21 protein-coding genes, 7 tRNA genes, 1 other RNA gene and 1 pseudogene are annotated in these 20,937 nt (G+C 56.7%); 8 read left to right on the plus strand and 22 right to left on the minus strand.

Translation table 11 applies throughout. The features are described 5' to 3' along the window. The first annotated feature begins 16 nt into the window (after window positions 1-16). The 5 genes from galE to gpmA all read left to right on the plus strand — a co-directional run bounded on the left by galE (window position 17) and on the right by gpmA (window position 5,320). The gene (gene galE, locus SP68_RS18030; protein WP_012542419.1) at window positions 17-1,033 is read left to right on the plus strand and encodes a UDP-glucose 4-epimerase GalE; all 1,017 of its coding nucleotides are present in this window, start codon (window positions 17-19) and stop codon (window positions 1,031-1,033) included. A 9-nt stretch (window positions 1,034-1,042) separates the two neighbouring features. Beyond that, entirely contained in the window at window positions 1,043-2,089 is a 1,047-nt protein-coding gene (gene galT / locus SP68_RS18035; protein WP_023322244.1) for a galactose-1-phosphate uridylyltransferase, read from the plus strand. A gap of 2 nt (window positions 2,090-2,091) precedes the next feature. Then, window positions 2,092-3,240 (plus strand): galactokinase, encoded by a 1,149-nt coding sequence (gene galK, locus SP68_RS18040; protein ID WP_012968679.1) that lies wholly within the window; start codon window positions 2,092-2,094, stop codon window positions 3,238-3,240. Then, window positions 3,234-4,277 (plus strand): galactose-1-epimerase, encoded by a 1,044-nt coding sequence (gene galM / locus SP68_RS18045; RefSeq protein WP_040973959.1) that lies wholly within the window; start codon window positions 3,234-3,236, stop codon window positions 4,275-4,277. Before galK ends, galM begins: the two co-directional genes overlap by 7 nt. A gap of 290 nt (window positions 4,278-4,567) precedes the next feature. Beyond that, the gene (gene gpmA, locus SP68_RS18050; RefSeq protein ID WP_002895089.1) at window positions 4,568-5,320 is read left to right on the plus strand and encodes a 2,3-diphosphoglycerate-dependent phosphoglycerate mutase; all 753 of its coding nucleotides are present in this window, start codon (window positions 4,568-4,570) and stop codon (window positions 5,318-5,320) included. 73 nt (window positions 5,321-5,393) lie between these two features. On the opposite strand, the gene aroG is transcribed toward gpmA, so the two are convergent. Further along, window positions 5,394-6,446, minus strand: coding sequence for a 3-deoxy-7-phosphoheptulonate synthase AroG (aroG, locus tag SP68_RS18055; protein ID WP_040973951.1), 1,053 nt, complete (start codon window positions 6,444-6,446; stop codon window positions 5,394-5,396). Between the two features lie 314 nt (window positions 6,447-6,760). On the opposite strand from aroG, the gene SP68_RS18060 reads away from it, so the two are divergent. Further along, complete coding sequence (locus SP68_RS18060) at window positions 6,761-7,138, plus strand: YbgS-like family protein (RefSeq protein ID WP_012542423.1); 378 nt, start codon at window positions 6,761-6,763, stop codon at window positions 7,136-7,138. A gap of 118 nt (window positions 7,139-7,256) precedes the next feature. Next, a complete protein-coding gene (gene zitB, locus SP68_RS18065) occupies window positions 7,257-8,201 on the plus strand; it encodes a CDF family zinc transporter ZitB (RefSeq protein WP_008805697.1) in 945 nt (314 codons plus the stop codon). Here the strand turns inward: zitB and pnuC are convergent. Beyond that, entirely contained in the window at window positions 8,198-8,917 is a 720-nt protein-coding gene (gene pnuC / locus SP68_RS18070) for a nicotinamide riboside transporter PnuC (protein ID WP_008805696.1), read from the minus strand. The two genes, zitB and pnuC, sit on opposite strands and share 4 nt — an antisense overlap. Window positions 8,918-8,952: 35 nt before the next feature. After that, on the minus strand, window positions 8,953-9,996 hold the full coding sequence (nadA, locus tag SP68_RS18075; RefSeq protein ID WP_040976041.1) for a quinolinate synthase NadA: 1,044 nt from the start codon (window positions 9,994-9,996) through the stop codon (window positions 8,953-8,955). A 69-nt stretch (window positions 9,997-10,065) separates the two neighbouring features. On the opposite strand from nadA, the pseudogene SP68_RS28515 reads away from it, so the two are divergent. Continuing rightward, window positions 10,066-10,214 (plus strand): annotated as a pseudogene (locus tag SP68_RS28515) (hypothetical protein). Between the two features lie 76 nt (window positions 10,215-10,290). Here SP68_RS28515 and SP68_RS18080 read toward each other — a convergent pair. The 19 genes from SP68_RS18080 to cydA all read right to left on the minus strand — a co-directional run bounded on the left by SP68_RS18080 (window position 10,291) and on the right by cydA (window position 20,844). Then, window positions 10,291-10,428: non-coding RNA, RtT sRNA (locus SP68_RS18080), on the minus strand. 95 nt (window positions 10,429-10,523) lie between these two features. Beyond that, window positions 10,524-10,599, minus strand: a tRNA-Lys gene (locus SP68_RS18085). A gap of 33 nt (window positions 10,600-10,632) precedes the next feature. Then, window positions 10,633-10,708, minus strand: a tRNA-Lys gene (locus tag SP68_RS18090). Between the two features lie 146 nt (window positions 10,709-10,854). Further along, window positions 10,855-10,930, minus strand: a tRNA-Lys gene (locus SP68_RS18100). 3 nt (window positions 10,931-10,933) lie between these two features. After that, window positions 10,934-11,009: transfer RNA gene (locus SP68_RS18105), tRNA-Val, on the minus strand. 151 nt (window positions 11,010-11,160) lie between these two features. Beyond that, window positions 11,161-11,236, minus strand: a tRNA-Lys gene (locus tag SP68_RS18110). A 2-nt stretch (window positions 11,237-11,238) separates the two neighbouring features. Beyond that, window positions 11,239-11,314: transfer RNA gene (locus SP68_RS18115), tRNA-Val, on the minus strand. Between the two features lie 125 nt (window positions 11,315-11,439). Further along, window positions 11,440-11,515: transfer RNA gene (locus SP68_RS18125), tRNA-Lys, on the minus strand. A gap of 161 nt (window positions 11,516-11,676) precedes the next feature. Next, on the minus strand, window positions 11,677-12,474 hold the full coding sequence (gene cpoB / locus SP68_RS18130; protein ID WP_022064879.1) for a cell division protein CpoB: 798 nt from the start codon (window positions 12,472-12,474) through the stop codon (window positions 11,677-11,679). A gap of 9 nt (window positions 12,475-12,483) precedes the next feature. Beyond that, on the minus strand, window positions 12,484-13,008 hold the full coding sequence (pal, locus tag SP68_RS18135) for a peptidoglycan-associated lipoprotein Pal (protein ID WP_002895068.1): 525 nt from the start codon (window positions 13,006-13,008) through the stop codon (window positions 12,484-12,486). Window positions 13,009-13,042: 34 nt separating this feature from the next. Further along, complete coding sequence (gene tolB, locus SP68_RS18140; RefSeq protein WP_008805693.1) at window positions 13,043-14,335, minus strand: Tol-Pal system beta propeller repeat protein TolB; 1,293 nt, start codon at window positions 14,333-14,335, stop codon at window positions 13,043-13,045. 129 nt (window positions 14,336-14,464) lie between these two features. Beyond that, window positions 14,465-15,802: a cell envelope integrity protein TolA gene (tolA, locus tag SP68_RS18145; RefSeq protein ID WP_023322242.1), complete on the minus strand. Its 1,338-nt coding sequence runs from the start codon at window positions 15,800-15,802 to the stop codon at window positions 14,465-14,467. A 99-nt stretch (window positions 15,803-15,901) separates the two neighbouring features. Continuing rightward, on the minus strand, window positions 15,902-16,330 hold the full coding sequence (gene tolR, locus SP68_RS18150) for a colicin uptake protein TolR (RefSeq protein ID WP_002895061.1): 429 nt from the start codon (window positions 16,328-16,330) through the stop codon (window positions 15,902-15,904). A 3-nt stretch (window positions 16,331-16,333) separates the two neighbouring features. After that, entirely contained in the window at window positions 16,334-17,026 is a 693-nt protein-coding gene (gene tolQ / locus SP68_RS18155; protein ID WP_004152221.1) for a Tol-Pal system protein TolQ, read from the minus strand. After that, window positions 17,023-17,427, minus strand: a complete 405-nt coding sequence (gene ybgC / locus SP68_RS18160) for a tol-pal system-associated acyl-CoA thioesterase (protein WP_002895056.1) — start codon at window positions 17,425-17,427, stop codon at window positions 17,023-17,025. Before ybgC ends, tolQ begins: the two co-directional genes overlap by 4 nt. Window positions 17,428-17,576: 149 nt before the next feature. Next, window positions 17,577-17,861, minus strand: coding sequence for a cyd operon protein YbgE (gene ybgE, locus SP68_RS18165; RefSeq protein WP_008805691.1), 285 nt, complete (start codon window positions 17,859-17,861; stop codon window positions 17,577-17,579). A gap of 130 nt (window positions 17,862-17,991) precedes the next feature. Beyond that, entirely contained in the window at window positions 17,992-18,105 is a 114-nt protein-coding gene (gene cydX, locus SP68_RS18170) for a cytochrome bd-I oxidase subunit CydX (RefSeq protein WP_004100325.1), read from the minus strand. Between the two features lie 15 nt (window positions 18,106-18,120). Then, complete coding sequence (gene cydB, locus SP68_RS18175) at window positions 18,121-19,260, minus strand: cytochrome d ubiquinol oxidase subunit II (RefSeq protein ID WP_008805690.1); 1,140 nt, start codon at window positions 19,258-19,260, stop codon at window positions 18,121-18,123. 15 nt (window positions 19,261-19,275) lie between these two features. Next, complete coding sequence (cydA, locus tag SP68_RS18180) at window positions 19,276-20,844, minus strand: cytochrome ubiquinol oxidase subunit I (protein WP_012542427.1); 1,569 nt, start codon at window positions 20,842-20,844, stop codon at window positions 19,276-19,278. Window positions 20,845-20,937: the final 93 nt, after the last annotated feature.

Here is a 20,937-nt window from a genome sequence, read left to right on the forward strand (position 1 = left end):
CCGAATGGAGCGAATCATGAAAGTTCTGGTTACAGGTGGTAGCGGTTACATTGGAAGTCATACCTGCGTTCAACTGCTGCAGCAGGGACATGAGGTGGTGATCCTCGACAATCTCTGCAACAGCAAGCGCAGCGTACTGCCGGTGATTGAGCGTCTCGGCGGCAAAGAAGCCACCTTTATTGAAGGCGATATTCGTAACGAAGCGCTGATGACGGAGATCCTCCACGATCACGCCATTGAGGCGGTGATCCACTTCGCCGGGCTGAAAGCCGTCGGGGAGTCCGTCGCCAAGCCGCTGGAATATTACGACAATAACGTCACCGGCACACTGAAATTAGTTTCTGCCATGCGCGCCGCGGGCGTGAAGAACTTCATCTTTAGCTCCTCAGCTACCGTCTACGGCGACCAGCCGAAAATCCCATATGTCGAAAGCTTCCCGACCGGCACCCCGCAAAGCCCTTACGGCAAAAGCAAGCTGATGGTGGAGCAGATCCTGACCGACCTGCAGAAAGCCCAGCCGGAGTGGAGCATTGCCCTGCTGCGCTACTTCAACCCGGTCGGTGCCCACCCGTCGGGCGACATGGGGGAAGACCCGCAGGGGATCCCAAACAACCTGATGCCGTACATCGCCCAGGTCGCCGTTGGTCGTCGCGACTCGCTGGCCGTCTTTGGTAACGACTACCCGACCGAGGATGGCACCGGCGTACGCGATTATATCCACGTGATGGACCTCGCCGATGGCCACGTCGCGGCCATGGAAAAGCTGGCTGACAAAGCCGGGGTCCATATCTACAACCTTGGCGCCGGCGTCGGCAGCAGCGTGCTCGACGTGGTCAATGCTTTCAGCAAGGCCTGCGGCAAACCCATTAACTACCATTTCGCGCCGCGCCGCGATGGCGACCTCCCGGCCTACTGGGCGGATGCCGCCAAGGCCGACCGCGAGCTGAACTGGCGCGTGACGCGCAACCTGGACGAAATGGCGCAGGACACCTGGCACTGGCAGTCCCGCCATCCGCAGGGTTATCCAGACTAAGGAACCTTCATGAGCGTATTTAACCCCGTTGACCATCCACATCGTCGTTATAACCCGTTAACCGGGCAGTGGATTCTGGTTTCTCCGCATCGCGCCAAGCGCCCCTGGCAGGGGGCGCAGGAAACGCCGGCAAAACAGACCTTGCCAGCCCACGATCCGGACTGTTTCCTGTGCCCAGGTAATACCCGGGTCACCGGCGACACCAACCCGAATTACACCGGTACCTATGTGTTTACCAACGACTTTGCGGCCCTGATGACCGACACTCCGGACGCACCGGAGAGTGACGATCCGCTGATGCGCTGTCAGAGCGCGCGCGGCACCAGTCGGGTGATCTGCTTCTCGCCAGACCACAGCAAAACGCTGCCGGAACTGAGCCCTGAAGCGCTGGAAGGCGTGGTTAAAGCGTGGCAGGAACAGACCGCGGACCTCGGGAAAAGCTACCCGTGGGTCCAGGTCTTTGAAAACAAAGGGGCAGCGATGGGCTGCTCCAACCCTCACCCGCATGGTCAGGTGTGGGCCAATAGCTTCCTGCCCAATGAAGCGGAACGGGAAGACCGTCTGCAGAAAGAGTATTACGCCGAACAGGGTCAGCCGATGCTGCTGGACTATGTTCAGCGCGAACTGGCCGACGGCAGCCGCACGGTGGTGGACACCGAGCACTGGCTGGCGGTCGTGCCCTACTGGGCCGCCTGGCCATTCGAAACGCTGCTGTTGCCGAAAGCGCACGTGCAGCGTATTACCGATCTCACCGACGCCCAGCGCAGCGATCTGGCGCTGGCGTTGAAAAAGCTGACCAGCCGTTACGACAACCTGTTCCAGTGCTCATTCCCCTACTCCATGGGCTGGCACGGCGCGCCGTTTAACGACGAAGACCATCACCACTGGCAGCTGCATGCCCACTTTTATCCGCCGCTGCTGCGCTCCGCGACGGTCCGCAAGTTTATGGTTGGCTATGAAATGCTGGCCGAAACCCAGCGCGATCTGACCGCCGAGCAAGCTGCCGAACGACTGCGTGCCGTCAGCGACGTCCATTTTCGTGAATCCGGAGTGTAATGATGAGTCTGAAAGAGAAAACCCAAACCCTGTTTGCTGACGCCTTCGGTTATCCGGCCAGCCATGTCATTCAGGCGCCAGGCCGCGTCAACCTGATCGGCGAGCATACCGATTACAACGACGGTTTTGTGCTGCCCTGCGCCATCGACTACCAGACGGTGATCAGCTGTGCGCCGCGCGACGATCGTACGGTGCGGGTGATTGCCGCCGATTACGACAATCAGACCGATGAGTTCTCTCTCGACGCGCCGATTATCAGCCACGATACCCAGCAGTGGTCGAACTATGTCCGCGGCGTGGTAAAGCATCTGCAGCAGCGGAACAACCACTTTGGCGGCGCGGATCTGGTGATCAGCGGCAATGTACCGCAGGGTGCGGGGTTAAGCTCCTCAGCCTCGCTGGAAGTCGCCGTCGGCACCGTGTTCCAGCAGCTCTATCATCTGCCGCTGGATGGCGCGCAAATCGCCCTCAACGGCCAGGAGGCGGAAAACCAGTTTGTCGGCTGCAACTGCGGCATCATGGATCAGCTGATTTCGGCGCTGGGCAAAAAAGACCACGCGCTGCTGATCGACTGCCGTTCGCTGGGCACCAAAGCCGTCTCGATGCCGAAAGGCGTGGCGGTGGTGATCATCAACAGCAACTTTAAGCGCACCCTCGTCGGCAGCGAGTACAACACCCGTCGTGAACAGTGCGAAACCGGCGCGCGCTTCTTCCAGCAGCCCGCCCTGCGCGATGTTACCCTCGAGCAATTTAACGCCGTCGCCCATGAGCTGGATCCGGTCGTCGCGAAGCGCGTACGCCATGTGCTGACTGAGAATGCCCGCACCGTGGAAGCCGCCAGCGCCCTCGAAAAAGGCGACCTGAAGCGGATGGGTGAGCTGATGGCCGAATCCCATGCCTCGATGCGCGATGATTTCGAGATCACCGTCCCGCAGATCGACACTCTGGTGGAGATCGTTAAGGCCACGATCGGTGATAAAGGCGGCGTACGCATGACCGGCGGCGGCTTTGGCGGCTGCGTGGTAGCGCTGGTCCCGGAAGATCTGGTCGATACCGTTCAGCAGGCCGTTGCTAAAACGTATGAAGCGAAAACCGGTATTAAAGAGACATTCTATGTCTGCAAACCGTCACAGGGGGCAGGCCAATGGTAACGCAAACCACCGCGCTGGCGCCGGACGGCCAGCCCTGGCAGCAGGTGACCCTGCGCAATAAGGCGGGGATGACCGTTACCGTGGCGGATTGGGGCGCGACGCTGCTCAGCGCCGAGGTGCCGCTGGCTGATGGCAGCCTGCGTCATCCGCTGCTGGGCTGTGCGAAGCTGGAGGACTATGCCCGCCAGGCCGCGTTTCTTGGCGCCTCGGTAGGCCGCTACGCCAACCGTATCGGCAATAGCCGCTTCCCGCTTGACGGCCAGCTCGTCAACGTCACGCCGTCAAACGACGCGGGCCACCAGCTCCACGGCGGCCCGGAAGGGTTTGATAAGCGCCGCTGGCGCATTGTCCGCGCCGACGAGCAGGAAGTGCTGTTCGCTCTGACCTCGCCCGATGGCGATCAAGGCTTCCCCGGCACTCTGCAGGCCACCGCGCACTATCGTCTGACCGACGATAACCGCATCGCGATTACCTATCGCGCCACCGTGGACCAACCCTGCCCGGTGAACATGACCAATCACGTCTATTTCAACCTCGACGGTGACCAGGGCGACGTGCGCCAGCACCAGTTGCAGATCCTCGCCCAGAGGTATCTGCCGGTGGAAAGCGACGGTATCCCGGGTGGTGAACTCAAAGATGTTGCTAACACCAGCTTTGATTTCCGCCAGCCGAAAACCATCGCCGCCGACTTCCTCGCCGACGCCGATCAGCAAAAGGTGAAGGGATACGATCATGCCTTCCTGCTGGATGCCAAAGGCGACGCCAGCCAGCCTGCGGCGCAGGTCTGGTCGCAGGACGGCAAGCTGCAGATGACGGTCTATACCTCCGCTCCGGCGCTGCAGTTTTACTCCGGCAACTATCTCGGCGGCACCCCGTCGCAGACGACGGAGCCCTACGCCGACTGGCAGGGGCTGGCGCTGGAGAGCGAATTCCTGCCGGATTCGCCGAATCATCCGGAATGGCCGCAGCCGGACTGTGTGTTACGTCCGGGCCAGGAGTACGTCAGCCTGACGGAATATCAGTTTATCGCCTGTTAATCGCCAGCGCCCTCCGCCGGGGGCGCTGTTTTTCGTCCCCGCCCTCCTCTCTGCCGCCTCTTTTTTCAGCAACCTGCTCTATTTTCCGTCACCAAAGGACAAAAAAATAACCTGTGTTTTACAAGCACCTTACACTGAGCCACTATTTTCGCTATGGTTAGGGATAAGCATTGCCGTGAGCCAAATCACGGCAATATAATGAGAATAGTTATCAATCAATAACACATACACCAACATATTCAGCGCACCGTTCGCGGCGCGAGGGATGGCGTGTAGAGAGGAGTAAGAGAATGGCTGTAACTAAGCTGGTACTGGTTCGTCATGGCGAAAGCCAGTGGAACAACGAAAACCGCTTCACCGGTTGGTACGACGTTGATCTGTCCGAGAAAGGCGTTAGCGAAGCGAAAGCGGCAGGTAAACTGCTGAAGGCTGAAGGCTTCAGCTTTGATTTTGCTTATACCTCCGTGCTGAAACGTGCCATCCACACCCTGTGGAACGTGCTGGACGAACTGGATCAGGCCTGGCTGCCGGTTGAGAAATCCTGGAAGCTGAACGAGCGTCATTACGGCGCGCTGCAGGGCCTGAACAAAGCGGAAACCGCTGAGAAATACGGTGACGAGCAGGTTAAACAGTGGCGTCGCGGCTTCGCTGTCACTCCGCCGGAGCTGACCAAAGACGACGAGCGCTACCCGGGCCACGATCCGCGCTATGCAAAACTGACCGACGCCGAACTGCCGACCACTGAAAGCCTGGCGCTGACCATCGACCGCGTCGTGCCTTACTGGAACGAAACCATTCTGCCGCGCCTGAAAAGCGGTGAGCGCGTGATCATCGCCGCTCACGGTAACTCCCTGCGCGCGCTGGTGAAATACCTCGACAACATGGGCGAAGACGAGATCCTCGAACTGAACATCCCGACCGGCGTACCGCTGGTGTATGAGTTCGATGAAAACTTCAAGCCGATCAAACATTACTATCTGGGCAATGCGGAAGAGATCGCGGCGAAAGCGGCTGCCGTCGCCAACCAGGGTAAAGCGAAGTAATTCCTCCCGGTAAAAACAAAAAAGCGTGGAAATCTCCACGCTTTTTTTATTGCCTTCGCCAGCGCAGATTCGCTTAGCCGCGGCGGGTTTTCACCGCTTCCGCCAGCTGACGCAGGATCGTTTCGGTATCCTCCCAGCCGATGCAGGCGTCGGTGACGCTCTTGCCGTAGGTCAGCTGTTCACCGCTCTCGAGGCTCTGGTTGCCTTCCACCAGATGGCTTTCAATCATCACGCCCATGATCGCCCGCTCACCGCCGGCAATCTGCTGGCATACGTCCGCGCCCACTTCCATCTGCTTCTTGAACTGCTTGCTGGAGTTGGCATGGCTGAAGTCGATCATCACCTGAGCCGGCAGGCCCGCTTTCGCCAGGCCGATCTTCACATCCGCCACGTGCTTCGCGCTGTAGTTCGGCTCTTTGCCGCCGCGCAGAATAATATGGCAGTCGCCGTTACCGCTGGTATTCACGATAGCGGAGTGGCCCCACTTAGTGACCGACAGGAAACAGTGCGGTGCGCCAGCGGCGTTAATCGCGTCGATAGCCACCTTGATGGTGCCATCGGTACCATTCTTAAAGCCCACCGGGCAGGAGAGTCCGGAGGCAAGTTCACGGTGAACCTGGGATTCGGTGGTACGCGCCCCAATGGCGCCCCAGCTCATCAGATCGGCGACATACTGCGGGGTGATCATATCGAGGAATTCCCCCGCCGCCGGCAGGCCGCTGTCGTTAATGTCCAGCAGCAGTTTGCGCGCGATGCGCAACCCGTCGTTGATGCGGAAGCTGTTATCCATATGGGGATCGTTGATAAGCCCTTTCCAGCCGACGGTGGTGCGCGGTTTTTCAAAATAGACCCGCATGACGATCTCGAGCTCGCCCTTCAATGCCTCGCGCAGGGGCAGCAGACGGGAAGCGTACTCTTTCGCCGCTGCCGGATCGTGAATCGAACAGGGCCCAATCACTACCAGCAGACGATCATCGTCGCCCTTGAGGATCTGATGGATCGCTTTGCGAGCATGCGCAACGGTATTTGCAGCATTTTCGGTAGCAGGGAATTTTTCCAGGAGCGCAACGGGAGGTAATAATTCGTTGATCTCTTTAATGCGTAAATCGTCGTTCTGATAATTCATCTTCTTTCCAGCGTTGCCATACTTATTCAATGAAATGCAATCCCTCCAATCTATCTCTTCGCCGAAAAAGTGTAAACGTGATTTTACAGTAGTGATGGAATAATCCTGGAAATAGGCAAAAATACGCCATAAAGTAGCGAAACCAGGCTCATGCACTACAATAATTAACTGTTAAAGCTAATTAAGTCTTACGTTTCAGGATTATATAGTGACACTGCGATCGTCTGCGGAGTCTTTAACCATAGCGAGTCAGATCCCTGGCACACTCACCGCGGGAAGCGCATTTCCCCTTCCCGGTTTAACAGGAGTATCCGATGAATATGAAAAAACTGACGACCCTTTTACTCACCGCCACCTTAGGTCTTGCCAGCGGCGCGGCCCTGGCGGCAGACACCGGCGCCCAGTCCAATAATGGCCAGGCCAACTCTTCCGCGGATGCCGGTCAGGTGGCGCCGGATGCCCGTGAGAACGTGGCGCCAAACAATGTGGACAATAACCAGATTAATTCTGGCTCTGGCGGCACCATGCTCCATCCTGATGGCTCGACGATGAGCCAGGACAATATGTCGAGCGATGAAGTGCATAAAAACTCGATGTGTAAAGACGGCCGCTGTCCGGACACCGGTAAGAAACTGGACAATGGCGGCAGCATGAACCACGATAACAGCAAAACCGACGGTACCACCCAGTAAGTGATACGCTGGGAACAAACGAAGAAAAGGCGAGCCAGGCTCGCCTTTTCTTCGTTTGTTATCGCTCTCTGTTTATGATGTCATAGCGTAATAATGATAACTATCAAGGGACGACACGATGGCCCACCCGCATTCGCACTCCCCTGCCCAGGCTCCGGACAGCAGTAACGCTCGCCGGCTGCGATGGGCGTTTATCGTCACCGCCGGTTTTATGTTGATTGAAGCCGTCGGCGGCGCGATCTCCGGCTCACTGGCCCTGCTGGCAGATGCCGGCCATATGCTCACCGACTCTGCCGCCCTGCTGTTTGCGCTGCTGGCGGTTCGCTTCGCCAGTCGCCCACCGAATACCCGCCATACCTTTGGCTGGTTGCGTTTGACCACCCTCGCGGCGTTTCTCAATGCCATTGCCCTGGTGGTGATTACCATTTTGATTGTCTGGGAGGCGATTCAGCGCTTCCAGCATCCGCAGCCGGTGGCCGGCGTGACGATGATGGTGATTGCGGTCGCCGGCCTGCTGGCTAACGTGCTGGCCTTCTGGATCCTGCATCGGGGGAGTGAAGAGCAGAATCTCAACGTGCGCGCTGCGGCGCTACACGTGCTGGGCGACCTGCTGGGCTCGGTCGGCGCAATCGTGGCGGCCGTGGTGATCCTCACCACAGGCTGGACGCCTGTCGACCCGATTCTTTCCGTGCTGGTTTCCTGCCTGGTATTACGTAGCGCCTGGCGATTACTGAAGGAGAGTCTGAATGAACTGCTGGAAGGCGCGCCGCGTTCGCTGGATGTGGCGGCCCTGCAGCGGGATATCCGTCGCTCTATCCCGGAGGTACGCGATGTTCACCACGTCCACGTCTGGCTGGTGGGGGAAAAACCGGTGATGACGCTCCATGTTCAGGTGGTCCCGCCGCACGATCATGATGCGTTACTCAACCGTATCCTGCATTTCCTGGAACATAAATATGAAATTGAGCATGCCACGGTGCAGATGGAGTACCAGCCCTGCAGCGGCCCGGAGTGCCATCTCAACACGATGCACGCCGGGCACGATCATCACCACCACCATTAGCCAGAAAACGCGTGAGAACCTCGCTCACGCGCGCTGTTTATCCACATCCGGCTGCCGTTCAGCGCAATGAACGTCAGCAAGAGGTATTCCAGCGACATGGCATAGACGCCCTGGCGGGCAAAAATCACCACGCTTATCACGTTGACAATCACCCACAGCAGCCAGTTTTCAACATACTTGCGGGTCATTAAGATCATCGCCACCACCGACAGCACCGTCATGCAGGAGTCCCAGAACGGGAAGGCATCCGGCTGCAGCACCGGCATGGAGACCTGCAGACCCAGCGCTTGCATCAGGCTGACCGCGATCCGCGTAAGGAAAGCAAAAAACGGGTTGATAAACAGGGTCAGCAAGCCGATCGCCACCACGCAGGCCGCCAGCCAGCCCAGCGCTTTGCTGCGCGGCAGCCAGCGGATCTGCAGCTCAGCCTCATGGTTGCTGCTTTGTCGCGACCAGGCATACCAGCCGTAAACGTTAGCGGCAAAGAAGAACAGCTGCAGCAGCAGGCTGGCATACAGCTGGATCTGAAAGAAGATGATGGCGAACAGCGTGACGTTGACCAGCCCGAAAGCATAGTTACTGATCTTCTCCAGGCTCGCCAGCCAGATGCACAGCAGCCCGGCGATGGTCCCCACGGCCTCTATCCAGGAGAGATCATACCCCCCGGCGCCGATGGGTATATGTACTAAGATATTCTGCGTGCTAAAAAAATCCATTTCATCCCCTCAGCGTCTTGCGACGCGACAATACGTTATCCCCGTAGTGTAGCCGCAAAATCCAGCATCCGGTTAAGCGGAATCAATGCCCCGGTGCGCAGCGCTTCGTCGACGTGGATTTCGTGTTCAGCGCCGCCCTGTTCGAGTCCCTCGGCAATGGCTTTCAGGCCGTTCATCGCCATCCACGGGCAGTGCGCGCAGCTGCGGCAGGTCGCCCCTTCGCCGGCAGTGGGCGCTTCCAGCAGCATTTTCTCCGGTACCGCCTGCTGCATTTTATAGAAGATACCGCGATCGGTGGCCACGATCAGCTGGCGCTGGGGCAAGCTTTTCGCCGCCGCAATCAGCTGGCTGGTGGATCCCACGGCATCCGCCATCTCGACGATCGCCTGCGGCGATTCAGGATGGACCAGTACAGCAGCTTCAGGATAGAGGGCCTTCATACGCGTCAGTGCCTGGGTTTTAAACTCATCGTGCACGATGCACGCCCCCTGCCAGCACAGCACGTCTGCGCCGGTCTGACGCTGGACATAGCGGCCAAGGTGGCGGTCCGGCGCCCAGAGGATCTTTTGACCCAGGCTGTCCAGATGATCAATGAGTTCCACGGCGATACTGGAGGTAACCACCCAGTCAGCGCGGGCCTTCACCGCGGCGGACGTATTGGCATAAACCACCACGGTGCGATCGGGATGGGCATCGCAGAAGGCGTTGAATTCCTCAATCGGACAGCCCAGATCCAGCGAACACTCCGCGTTCAGGGTCGGCATCAGAATGGTCTTTTCCGGGCTGAGGATTTTGGCGGTTTCCCCCATAAAACGCACCCCGGCGACCAGCAGCGTGGAGGCCGAATGACGGGCGCCAAAACGCGCCATCTCCAGCGAGTCGGCGATACAGCCGCCGGTTTCTTCCGCCAGTTGTTGAATTTCAGGATCGGTGTAGTAATGCGCCACCATCACGGCGTCGCGCTCGCGCAACAGGCGCTTGATTTTTTCGCGATAAAACTGCTTTTCGTCGACGGTCAGCGGTTGTGGTTTCGCTGGAAAAGGATAAATCGCCGTTTCAGGATCAAACATTACGCTCATCATGCAATCTCGTTTTACTGGCTTAACTCTAAGACCGTCACTATGGCCTGTCTGCGCCTTAACACGGTCATGGTGTTTTATATGCTAAACAAGATAGCGGATTACGAGCAAAAAGTCGTGATGAATTTTGTACATCAGCCCGTATGCCGCGGACGATGCTACACATCTGCCCAAACGACCGGTTCGTACCCTGTGTAGCCACGGTAAGCGCAGCGTGACCGTGGAGTCATGCTGAAGTCGAATTTTGGAGTATGGCGGATAGCAAAAAGGCGCCTTTAGGGCGCCTTTTTACATTGGTGGGTCGTGCAGGATGACTCGGCTTCGCCTCGCCCTTCGGGCCGTCGCCGCAAGCGGCTCCGTTGTCTCACTGCGTTCGACCCGAACCTGCGGCAGAGAAACTCGTCTCATCCTGAGACTCGCCCTGCGGGCCAACGCTGCCGCGTTGTTCAAAATTGTTCCCGACAATTTTGTCGAATCGTTGAGTTCTGCGCATAGCAAAAAGGCGCCTTTAGGGCGCCTTTTTACATTGGTGGGTCGTGCAGGATTCGAACCTGCGACCAATTGATTAAAAGTCAACTGCTCTACCAACTGAGCTAACGACCCCTTGCGGGATTTTGCTACTGTAATCATTCAGGATGGTGGGTCGTGCAGGATTCGAACCTGCGACCAATTGATTAAAAGTCAACTGCTCTACCAACTGAGCTAACGACCCGCTCTGGTACTACCTGAATAATTTCACTCGACACCAATATTGAAATTGGTGGGTCGTGCAGGATGACTCGGCTTCGCCTCGCCCTTCGGGCCATTGCTGACGCAACGTTATCCTTCACGTTCAACATTTGAGTTAAATGCTGAAATTGGTGGGTCGTGCAGGATTCGAACCTGCGACCAATTGATTAAAAGTCAACTGCTCTACCAACTGAGCTAACGACCCGAGTGGTGGGTGATGACGGGATCGAACCGCCGACCCCCTCCTTGTAAGGGAGGTGCTCTCCCAGCTGAGCTAATCACCCGAAACTGCGCTGGATACTACCGATACTGCGTCCACCGGTCCCATCATTAAAATGGTGGGTCGTGCAGGATGACTCGCTTCGCTCGCCCTGAGGCGCCGTTGCTGACGCAACGTTATCCTTCACGTTTAACACCGACGTTCGATGTTAAAGATGGTGGGTCGTGCAGGATTCGAACCTGCGACCAATTGATTAAAAGTCAACTGCTCTACCAACTGAGCTAACGACCCGGTGGTGGGTGATGACGGGATCGAACCGCCGACCCCCTCCTTGTAAGGGAGGTGCTCTCCCAGCTGAGCTAATCACCCGATACTGCGCTGGATACTGCTAAGTGGTGGGTCGTGCAGGATGACTCGGCTTCGCCTCGCCCTATGGGCCGTTGCTGTCGCAACGTTATCCTTCACGTTTTACTATCGCGTTCCACCAGAACGATTGGTGGGTCGTGCAGGATTCGAACCTGCGACCAATTGATTAAAAGTCAACTGCTCTACCAACTGAGCTAACGACCCACTCTGGCATCGCTTTGGGCTTGTTTGATATCCCTTGGCAACGGCGGCATATATTACTGATTTCAGAATTCAGCGCAACTAAAATTTCGATAAAGATCACTTAACTGCTGGTGATTCAGGCGACAAGACCAGAAATAACGCGATTTCTGGTCATGCCGTAATCAACCAAGAGCATTAAGACGTTTTTGCGCTTGTTTCGCACCGTCGGTGCCGGGGAATTTACTGATCACCTGCTGGTAAACCGCTTTCGCTTTCGCGGTATCACCCTTGTCCTGCATGATCACGCCGACCTTAAACATGGCGTCAGGCGCTTTTGGCGATTTCGGGTAGTTCTTCACCACCGAGGCGAAGTAAAACGCCGCATCGTCTTTTTTCCCCTTATTGTAATTCAACTGTCCGAGCCAATAGTTGGCGTTCGGCTGATAAGTTGAATCCGGGTACTTTTTAACGAAGTTCTGAAACGCCACCATTGCGTCATCCTGGCGTGAAGCATCCTTCACCAGGGCAATGGCCGCATTGTAATCGGTGTTCGCATCGCCGGTCATCGCCGGGGCGCCTGACGAGGCCGCTGGCGCTGCGCTGGTAGCAGCCGCGCTCTGATCGCCGGAAGACGATGGAGCCTGCGTACCTGATGCTGCCGCTGCGCCGCCGCTGCTCAGACTATCTATCTGCAGCAGAATCTGCTTCTGGCGCTCAACGATCTGATTCAGCTGATATTGGTTCTCCTGGATCTGGCCACGGAGAGAATCAATGTCAGTCTGGTTATCAGAGAGTTGTTGCTGGAGTTGGGTTAAAAGCTGGCTGTGAGCATTGGAAATACGCTCGAGTTGAGTGACGCGGTCTTCGACCGAGCCTGAGCCGACACTACTGATTGGCGCCTGAGCAAAAGCGGCCCAGGGGGCCGCTATGCCAACCAGTAACGACAGACTCAATAAATGATGTCTGAAGTTACTGCTCATGCAATTCTCTTAGTAAACCAGTACGGCGCGACGGTTTTTGGCATATGCCGCTTCGTCATGACCCAGTACTGCTGGTTTTTCTTTACCGTAAGAAACGATGGAGATCTGATCGGCAGAAACACCTTTGCCCTGCAGATACATCTTAACGGCGTTAGCACGACGCTCACCCAGAGCGATGTTGTATTCCGGCGTACCGCGCTCATCCGCGTGACCTTCTACAGTCACTTTGTAGGACGGGTTGCTGCGCAGGAAGTTCGCATGCGCGTCCAGCATGGCAGCGAAGTCAGAACGGATATCGTACTTGTCCAGATCGAAGTAAACGATGTTGTTCTGTTGCAGCTGCTGCATCTGCAGACGAGCTTGCTCTTCAGAAGACATGTTGCCGCCGTTACCGTTAGCGTCCATACCAGTGCCGGCACCCAGCATGCCTTCACCGCTCTGGTCGTTGCTGGCGTTCTTGTTAGAAGAACATGCCGCGATTGCCATAACCGGCAGAGCGATCATCAGCCCTTTCAGCACTTTGTTCAGTTGCATTTCTTTGATTCCTTTAATAATCAATTATTTATTATCACAGATACGGCGACCAGGCAGGCGATTTTACCTGTCCATCAGTTGCCGGAAGACGCGCTTTGAAACGCCCATCTGTAGAAACCAGATTCAGCACGGATCCCATCCCCTGAGAAGAGCTGTAGATTACCATAGTGCCGTTAGGTGCCAGACTTGGCGTTTCGTCTAAAAACGTTGATGACAGAACCTGTACACCACCCGCTTCCAGATCTTGTTTGGCAATGTGCTGCTGACCGCCGGCCGAGCTGACCATTACCATGGTTTTACCATCCGCGCTCACGTCGGCGTCCTGGTTCTGTGAACCTTCCCAGGTGATACGCTGCGGCGTGCCGCCATTGATGTTGACTTTATACACCTGCGGACGACCGGCCTGGTCAGAGGTGAAGGCCAGGTTCTGGCTGTCCGGGAACCAGCTTGGTTCGGTGTTGTTGCTGCGACCGTTAGTCACCTGACGAATCTGACCGGAGCCCAGATCCATCACGTACAGGTTCAGGCTACCGGTTTTCGACAGCGCGAAGGCCAACTTAGAGCCATCCGGAGAGAACGCCGGCGCGCCGTTGTGCTGCGGGAAGGAGGCGATCTGACGCACAGCGCCGTTCGCCAGGGTCTGAACCACCAGCGCAGAACGACCACTTTCAAAGGTCACGTAAGCCAGTTTAGAACCGTCCGGAGACCAGGCCGGGGACATCAGCGGCTGGGAGGAACGGTGAACAAGGAACTGGTTGTAACCATCGTAGTCGGACACGCGCAGTTCGTAAGGGAACTGGCCGCCGTTTTTCTGCACCACGTAGGCGATACGGGTACGGAAGGCGCCCTTGATGCCGGTCAGCTTCTCAAATACCGCGTCGCTGGCAGCGTGCGCTGCGTAGCGCAGGTACTGTTTAGTGACTTTAAAAGAGCCTTGCGCCAGCGTTGTACCCGGCGCACCGCCGGTATCCACCAGCTGATATGCTACCTGATAAGAACCATCCGGGTTTGACGTGACCTGACCGACGACCACGGCGTCGATACCCAGCGCAGACCAGGCAGCAGGCTGCACTTCCTGGGCACTGGTCGGCTGCTGCGGCAGACGCGAGCGATCCAGCGGGTTGAATTTACCACTGTTGCGCAGGTCAGCTGCCACGATACCACCAACATCTTCAGGCGCAGCGCCCTGGCCGGCCCACTGGAACGGTACCACGCCGATAGGGCGTGCCGAGTCCACCCCCTGGGTGATCTCGATACGTACTTCTGCGTGCAGCACCGCCGCCCACAGCATTAAAAAACCAAATGCTACTCGTAATGCCTGCTTCATCATATCTCCCTTATCCGGGCGGAAAGCCCACGATAATTTAGCAGAATGTTAACAAACTCAAATATACAAAACTACCAAAACCCTGTGACTACCATAGATTGTTTTTCCCCGTTTGCACGGGGAAAAATATCACTGAGGTTTGAAGTCCAGTGGCGCATTTTTGAAGACTTCATATACTGCCTGGCTAGGTGGTTTCGGGAACTTAGCCTGCCGGGCTGCGGCAAGAGCGGCCTGGCACAGAGCAGGATCACCACCTTCGGACTGTATATTTAACAACAGGCCGTCAGGAGCAAGTTTGATACGCAAGGTACATGTTTTGCCTGCATAGGACGATGCGTCATAAAACTTACTTTCAATCGCCGACTTTATCTGCCCGGCATAGTTATTGATATCAGCCCCCGAGGCACTGTTTTTAGTATTACCACTCCCGGCAGCAGAGGCATTGTTTCCTTTGGCTCCTCCGCCTGTTTTAGGCGCATTCTTACCCGAACTCAGATCGCCAAGCAGGTCGTCAACGCCGTCCGCTTCTTTCGCGGCAGCCGCTTTCTTCGCTGCCGCCGCTTTTGCTGCTGCCGCTTTGGCCGCTTTATCGGCCGCTGCCTTCTCTGCCGCAGCCGCTTTGGCTGCCGCCGCTTTTTCAGCTGCGGCGGCTTTTTCGGCGGCGGCCTTCTCTGCGGCCGCTTTTTGGGCGGCAGCTTTCTCAGCGGCTTTTTCGGCGGCTTTTTCTGCTGCCGCTTTTTCAGCCGCAGCTTGCTTAGCCGCTTCCTGCTGGGCCTTCTTCTCTGCTTCCTGCTGCGCTTTTTTCGCCGCTGCCGCTTCCGCTTTCTTCTGCGCTTCTGCTGCGGCTTTCGCCGCTTCGGCTTCCGCCTGTTTCTTCGCATCGGCTGCCGCTTTCGCGGCGGCGGCATCGGCCTGTTTCTTCGCGTCAGCGGCGGCTTTAGCCGCTGCCAGCTCAGCCGCTTTTGCCTGGGCATCCGCCTTCGCTTTTGCGTCGGCAGCCGCTTTGGCAGCCGCTTCCTGCGCTTCTTTAGCCTGCGCATCCGCTTTGGCTTTCGCCGCCGCGGCAGCCTTGGCAGCCGCTTCCTCAGCCTGCTTCTGCTGTTCCTTCGCTTCTTTCGCCGCTTCCTGCGCCTGCAGCCGTTCCTGTTCGAGCTGTTTCAGCCGTTCCTGTTCCGCTGCCTGTTTCTCACGTAACTCTTCCGCCTGCTGCTGCGCCTGTTTTTCACGCTGCTCAGCGGCGCGACGTGCGCTGGCCTGCTGCTGTTGCTGACGGTTATAGTTATTTACCACCGCCCCCGGATCGACCATGACGGCATCAATGGACGATCCCCCGCCGCCGCCGGCAGAGGCATCCAGATGCTCGTCAAACGAACTCCAGATCAGCAGCGCGATCAGAATGATGTGCAGCGCGACTGAAATGATGATCGCTCGTTTAAGCTTGTCGTTTTGTTCGGTTGCCTTTGACACTATCGGTTCCCAAAAACTGTTCGCCTGTACCCGCGATGCACGCCGACGGCGAGCGATACCCACCATCGGACGCCACGCGGACGCACATACCTGAAGCGATTAAATAGGTTTGGTCATCAAGCCGACCGATTTAACCCCTGCACTATGCAACAGGTTCAGCGCTTTAATAATTTCATCGTAAGGGACGTCTTTCGCACCGCCGATCAGGAATACCGTTTTCTCATTGGCTTCAAGACGACGCTTCGCTTCGGCAATCACCTGCTCCGGCGGCAGCTGGGACAGCGTCTCCTGCCCCACTTTCACGCTGTACTGCCCTACCCCGGAGACTTCCACAATCACCGGCGGATCGTCATTGCTTTTCACCGCTTGCGATTCCGTGGCGTCCGGCAGATCGACTTCCACGCTCTGCGTAATGATGGGCGCCGTTGCCATAAAGATCAGCAGCAGTACCAGCAGGACATCCAGCAGCGGAACGATGTTGATCTCGGACTTCAGTTCGCGACGTCCGCGTCCACGTGCTCTGGCCATGGCTTACCCCTTATTGCTTTCGCTGGTGGTAAAGGCCTGACGGTGCAGAATAGCGGTGAACTCTTCCATAAAGTTGTCGTAGTTCAGTTCAAGCTTGTTCACGCGCTGGTTCAGGCGGTTGTACGCCATGACCGCCGGGATCGCGGCGAACAGACCGATCGCGGTGGCGATCAGCGCTTCGGCGATACCTGGCGCCACCATCTGCAGGGTGGCCTGCTTCACCGCGCCAAGGGCGATAAAGGCATGCATAATCCCCCAGACAGTACCGAACAGACCGATATACGGGCTGATGGAGCCTACGGTGCCGAGGAACGGGATATGGGTTTCCAGCGTTTCCAGCTCGCGGTTCATCGAAATACGCATCGCGCGCGATGCCCCTTCGACAATCGCTTCCGGCGCATGGCTGTTGGCCCGATGCAGGCGCGCAAATTCTTTGAAACCGCTGTAGAAGATTTGTTCCGAACCGGTCAGGTTATCGCGACGCCCCTGGCTCTCCTGGTACAAACGGGACAGCTCGATCCCGGACCAGAATTTGTCCTCGAACGCTTCAGCTTCACGCGCGGCCGAGTTAAGGATACGCGTTCTCTGAATAATGATAGCCCAGGAAGCGATAGAAAAACCAATCAAAATCAACATGATAAGTTTAACCAGAAGGCTCGCCTTCAGGAACAAATCAAGGATATTCATGTCAGTCACTGCTTAAACTCCGCGACAATAGACTTGGGAAGCGCACGTGGCTTCATTAAGAGTGGATCAACGCACACAATGAGAACCTCAGCTTCGTTTAACACTGTATTCTCGGCGTTGACGATTCGCTGCGTGAAAACCAAAGAGGTGCCGCGCATCGAGGTAATTTCCGTCTGGACTTCGAGCATGTCGTCGAGTCTGGCGGGGGCAAAATACTCCAGCGTCATTTTGCGAACCACGAAGGCAACGCGTTCAGCCAACAGCACCTGTTGACTAAAGTGATGGTGGCGCAGCATCTCTGTGCGTGCTCTTTCATAAAAAGCGACGTAACTGGCGTGGTAAACCACACCACCGGCGTCGGTATCTTCGTAGTAGACCCGAACCGGCCATCGAAACAGCGTTGTATTCACTTTACATCCCGGTAATGCAAAAAAAGGTTAGAGCTTTCAAACTTCGCTACTATACGCGCGGGAAAGGTGGTTTGGAATGGGGGAAAGTAAACGGGGCGTAAATTTTTATGGGCTTATGCAAGCCCATACCATTAACAGAGATCTCTTATTCAAAAGAAGAAAAAGAAGAGACCCAAAGCGAGCACGATATCAGCGATAAGCGGACAAAAAATCCCCTGCCAGTGAACGGCACGCGGACGGAAGCCCACGCCGTGAATAACGCCGCTGCAAACCGCCCACATCAGCAAGAAACCATGCCAGATTTCCAGCTCGCTGGTCTTCGCCGCAAAGCGCGACGGATCCCAGAAGATGCAGCCTGCCAGCAGCAGCGCCATCAATAAGGAAAGCGCCCTTAACGGGCGCTTGTCCATTATCGCATACATATACTTTATCATTCACGTCGCCTCTTTGTTGGCTACGTCTGCTTACCCCAGTCACTTACTGGTGTAAGCTCCTGGGGATTCACAGACTTGCCGCCTCGATGCAATCCGAATGATTTCGTATATCGCATCACGATAATACTCATCAGTGTTCTTCTTTACCTGCTTTGGTGGCTTCCACGTGCTCAAGCGCCAGCGCGGTAATCACCCCAAAGGCACAGGCAAGAAGCGTTCCCAAAATCCATGCGAAGTACCACATATATAGCTCCTTACCTTAGTACAGCGAGTGGGTGTTCTTTTCGATGTCTTCGCGCGTAATGCGGCCGAACATCTTCCAGTAACACCAGCTGGTGTAGGCCAGAATGATCGGCACGAAGACAATCGCCACGTAGGTCATCAGGTTCAGCGTCCGCTGACTGGAGGTCGCGTCCCACATCGTCAGGCTGGCGTTCAGCATGGTGCTGGACGGCATGATGAACGGGAACATCGCAATACCGGCGGTCAGAATGATGCAGGCCAGGGTCAGCGAGGAGAACAGGAATGCCCACGCGCCTTTATCCGCTTTAGTCGAGACGACGGTCAGCAGCGGCAGCACCACGCCCAGGGCAGGAACGGCCCACAGCGCTGGCATGTTATTAAAGTTCACCATCCATGCACCGGCCTCACGCACGACTTCTTTAGTCAGCGGGTTAGACGGGCCGCTATGATCCATTACTGATTTCACCACATAGCCGTCGATGCCGTAGTAGACCCACACGCCCGCCAGCGCGAAGCAGACCAGCGTCACCAGCGCCGCCACCGTGGAAACGGTGCGGGTACGCAGGTGCAGTTCGCCTACGGTACGCATCTGCAGGTAGGTGGCACCCTGAGTCAGGATCATCGCCACGCTGACGATACCGGCCAGCAGACCAAACGGGTTCAGCAGCTGGAAGAAGTTTCCGGTATAGAACAGACGCAGGTATTCATCGACGTGGAACGGCACGCCCTGCAACAGGTTGCCGAAGGCCACACCAATCACCAGCGGCGGTACGAAGCTACCGATGAAGATGCCCCAGTCCCACATGTTGCGCCAGCGGGTGTCCTCGATCTTGGAACGGTAGTCAAAACCGACCGGACGGAAGAACAGCGAAGCCAGCACCAGAATCATCGCCACATAGAAGCCAGAGAACGCTGCGGCGTAAACCATCGGCCAGGCCGCGAACAGCGCGCCGCCGGCGGTGATCAGCCACACCTGGTTACCGTCCCAGTGCGGAGCGATGGCGTTGATCATAATCCGACGCTCGGTGTCGTTACGGCCGAGGAAACGGGTGAGCATGCCCACCCCCATGTCGAACCCGTCGGCGACAGCGAAGCCAATCAGCAGAATGCCAATCAGCAGCCACCAGATAAAACGCAATACTTCATAATCGATCATTTGACGACTCCTGTCTTAGCGTGCCGACTGAATAGCCGCAGAGGACTGTTCAAAGTGATAGCGGCCGGTTTTCAGGCTGCTAGGTCCTTTGCGGGCAAACTTGAACATCAGGAACAGTTCAGCCACCAGGAACAGCGTGTACAGACCGCAGATCAGCAACATTGAGAAGATCAGATCGCCTGCGGTCAACGACGAGTTGGCCACCGCGGTCGGCAGGACCTCACCAATCGCCCACGGCTGACGGCCATACTCGGCAACAAACCAGCCTGACTCCACGGCAATCCACGGCAGCGGCAGGCCAAAGAACGCGGCGCGCAGCAGCCATTTTTTCTCGCCAATGCGGTTACGAATCACGCTCCAGAAGGAGGCGCCGATAATCAACAGCATCAGGATGCCGCACGCCACCATGATACGGAAGGCGAAGTACAGCGGGGCGACGCTTGGAATAGAGTCTTTGGTCGCTTTGGCGATCTGCTCTTCCGTGGCGTCAGCGACGTTCGGGGTATAGCGCTTCAGCAACAGGCCATAGCCGAGGTCTTTCTTCACGCTATTGAACTGGTCACGCACGGCCTGGTCGGTCGAACCGGCGCGCAGCTGCTCCAGTAGCGCGTACGCTTTCATCCCGTTACGGATACGCTCTTCGTGCTGAACCATCAGATCTTTCAGGCCGATAACCGGCTTATCCACCGAGCGGGTGGCGATGATGCCCAGCGCGTAAGGGATCTGGATCGCGAAGTGGTTGGTCTGCGCATTCTGATCGGGAATACCAAACAGAGTAAAGGCAGCCGGCGCCGGCTGGGTTTCCCACTCAGCTTCGATAGCCGCCAGTTTGGTTTTCTGCACGTCACCCATTTCGTAACCGGATTCGTCACCCAGCACAATAACGGAGAGGATCGCCGCCATACCGAAGCTGGCTGCGATGGCAAAGGAGCGCTTAGCAAAGGCAAAGTCGCGGCCTTTCAGCATATACCAGGAGCTGATAGCCAGGATGAACATCGCGCCAGTCACATAGCCGGAGGCCACGGTGTGGACGAATTTAACCTGAGCAACCGGGTTCAGGACTAGTTCGGAGAAGCTGACCATCTCCATACGCATGGTTTCGAAGTTGAAGTCCGATGCGATAGGGTTCTGCATCCAGCCGTTGGCGACGAGGATCCACAGCGCGGAGAGGTTGGAGCCCAGCGCAACCAGCCAGGTGACCGCCATGTGCTGAACTTTACCCAGACGATCCCAACCGAAGAAGAACAGACCTACAAAGGTGGATTCGAGGAAGAAGGCCATCAGACCTTCAATGGCCAGCGGCGCACCGAAGATATCGCCCACGTAGTGTGAGTAATACGACCAGTTAGTCCCGAACTGGAACTCCATGGTCAGACCGGTCGCCACACCCAGCGCGAAGTTGATACCAAACAACTTGCCCCAGAATTTGGTCATATCTTTATAAATCTGTTTGCCGGAAAGGACGTAAACCGTTTCCATGATGGCCAGCAGGAACGCCATACCGAGCGTTAGCGGCACAAAAAGGAAGTGGTACATCGCGGTCAAGGCAAACTGTAAGCGCGACAGTTCGACTATATCTAACATCATGACTCCTTGCTCATCGCATGAAGACTCCGAAAATGAACCGAGAAGCTCTGGCTCATACGCATGCCCCAATACAAAAGTTATTTGTTGGCC

Source organism: Klebsiella variicola (assembly GCF_000828055.2).
Taxonomy (GTDB): domain Bacteria; phylum Pseudomonadota; class Gammaproteobacteria; order Enterobacterales; family Enterobacteriaceae; genus Klebsiella; species Klebsiella variicola.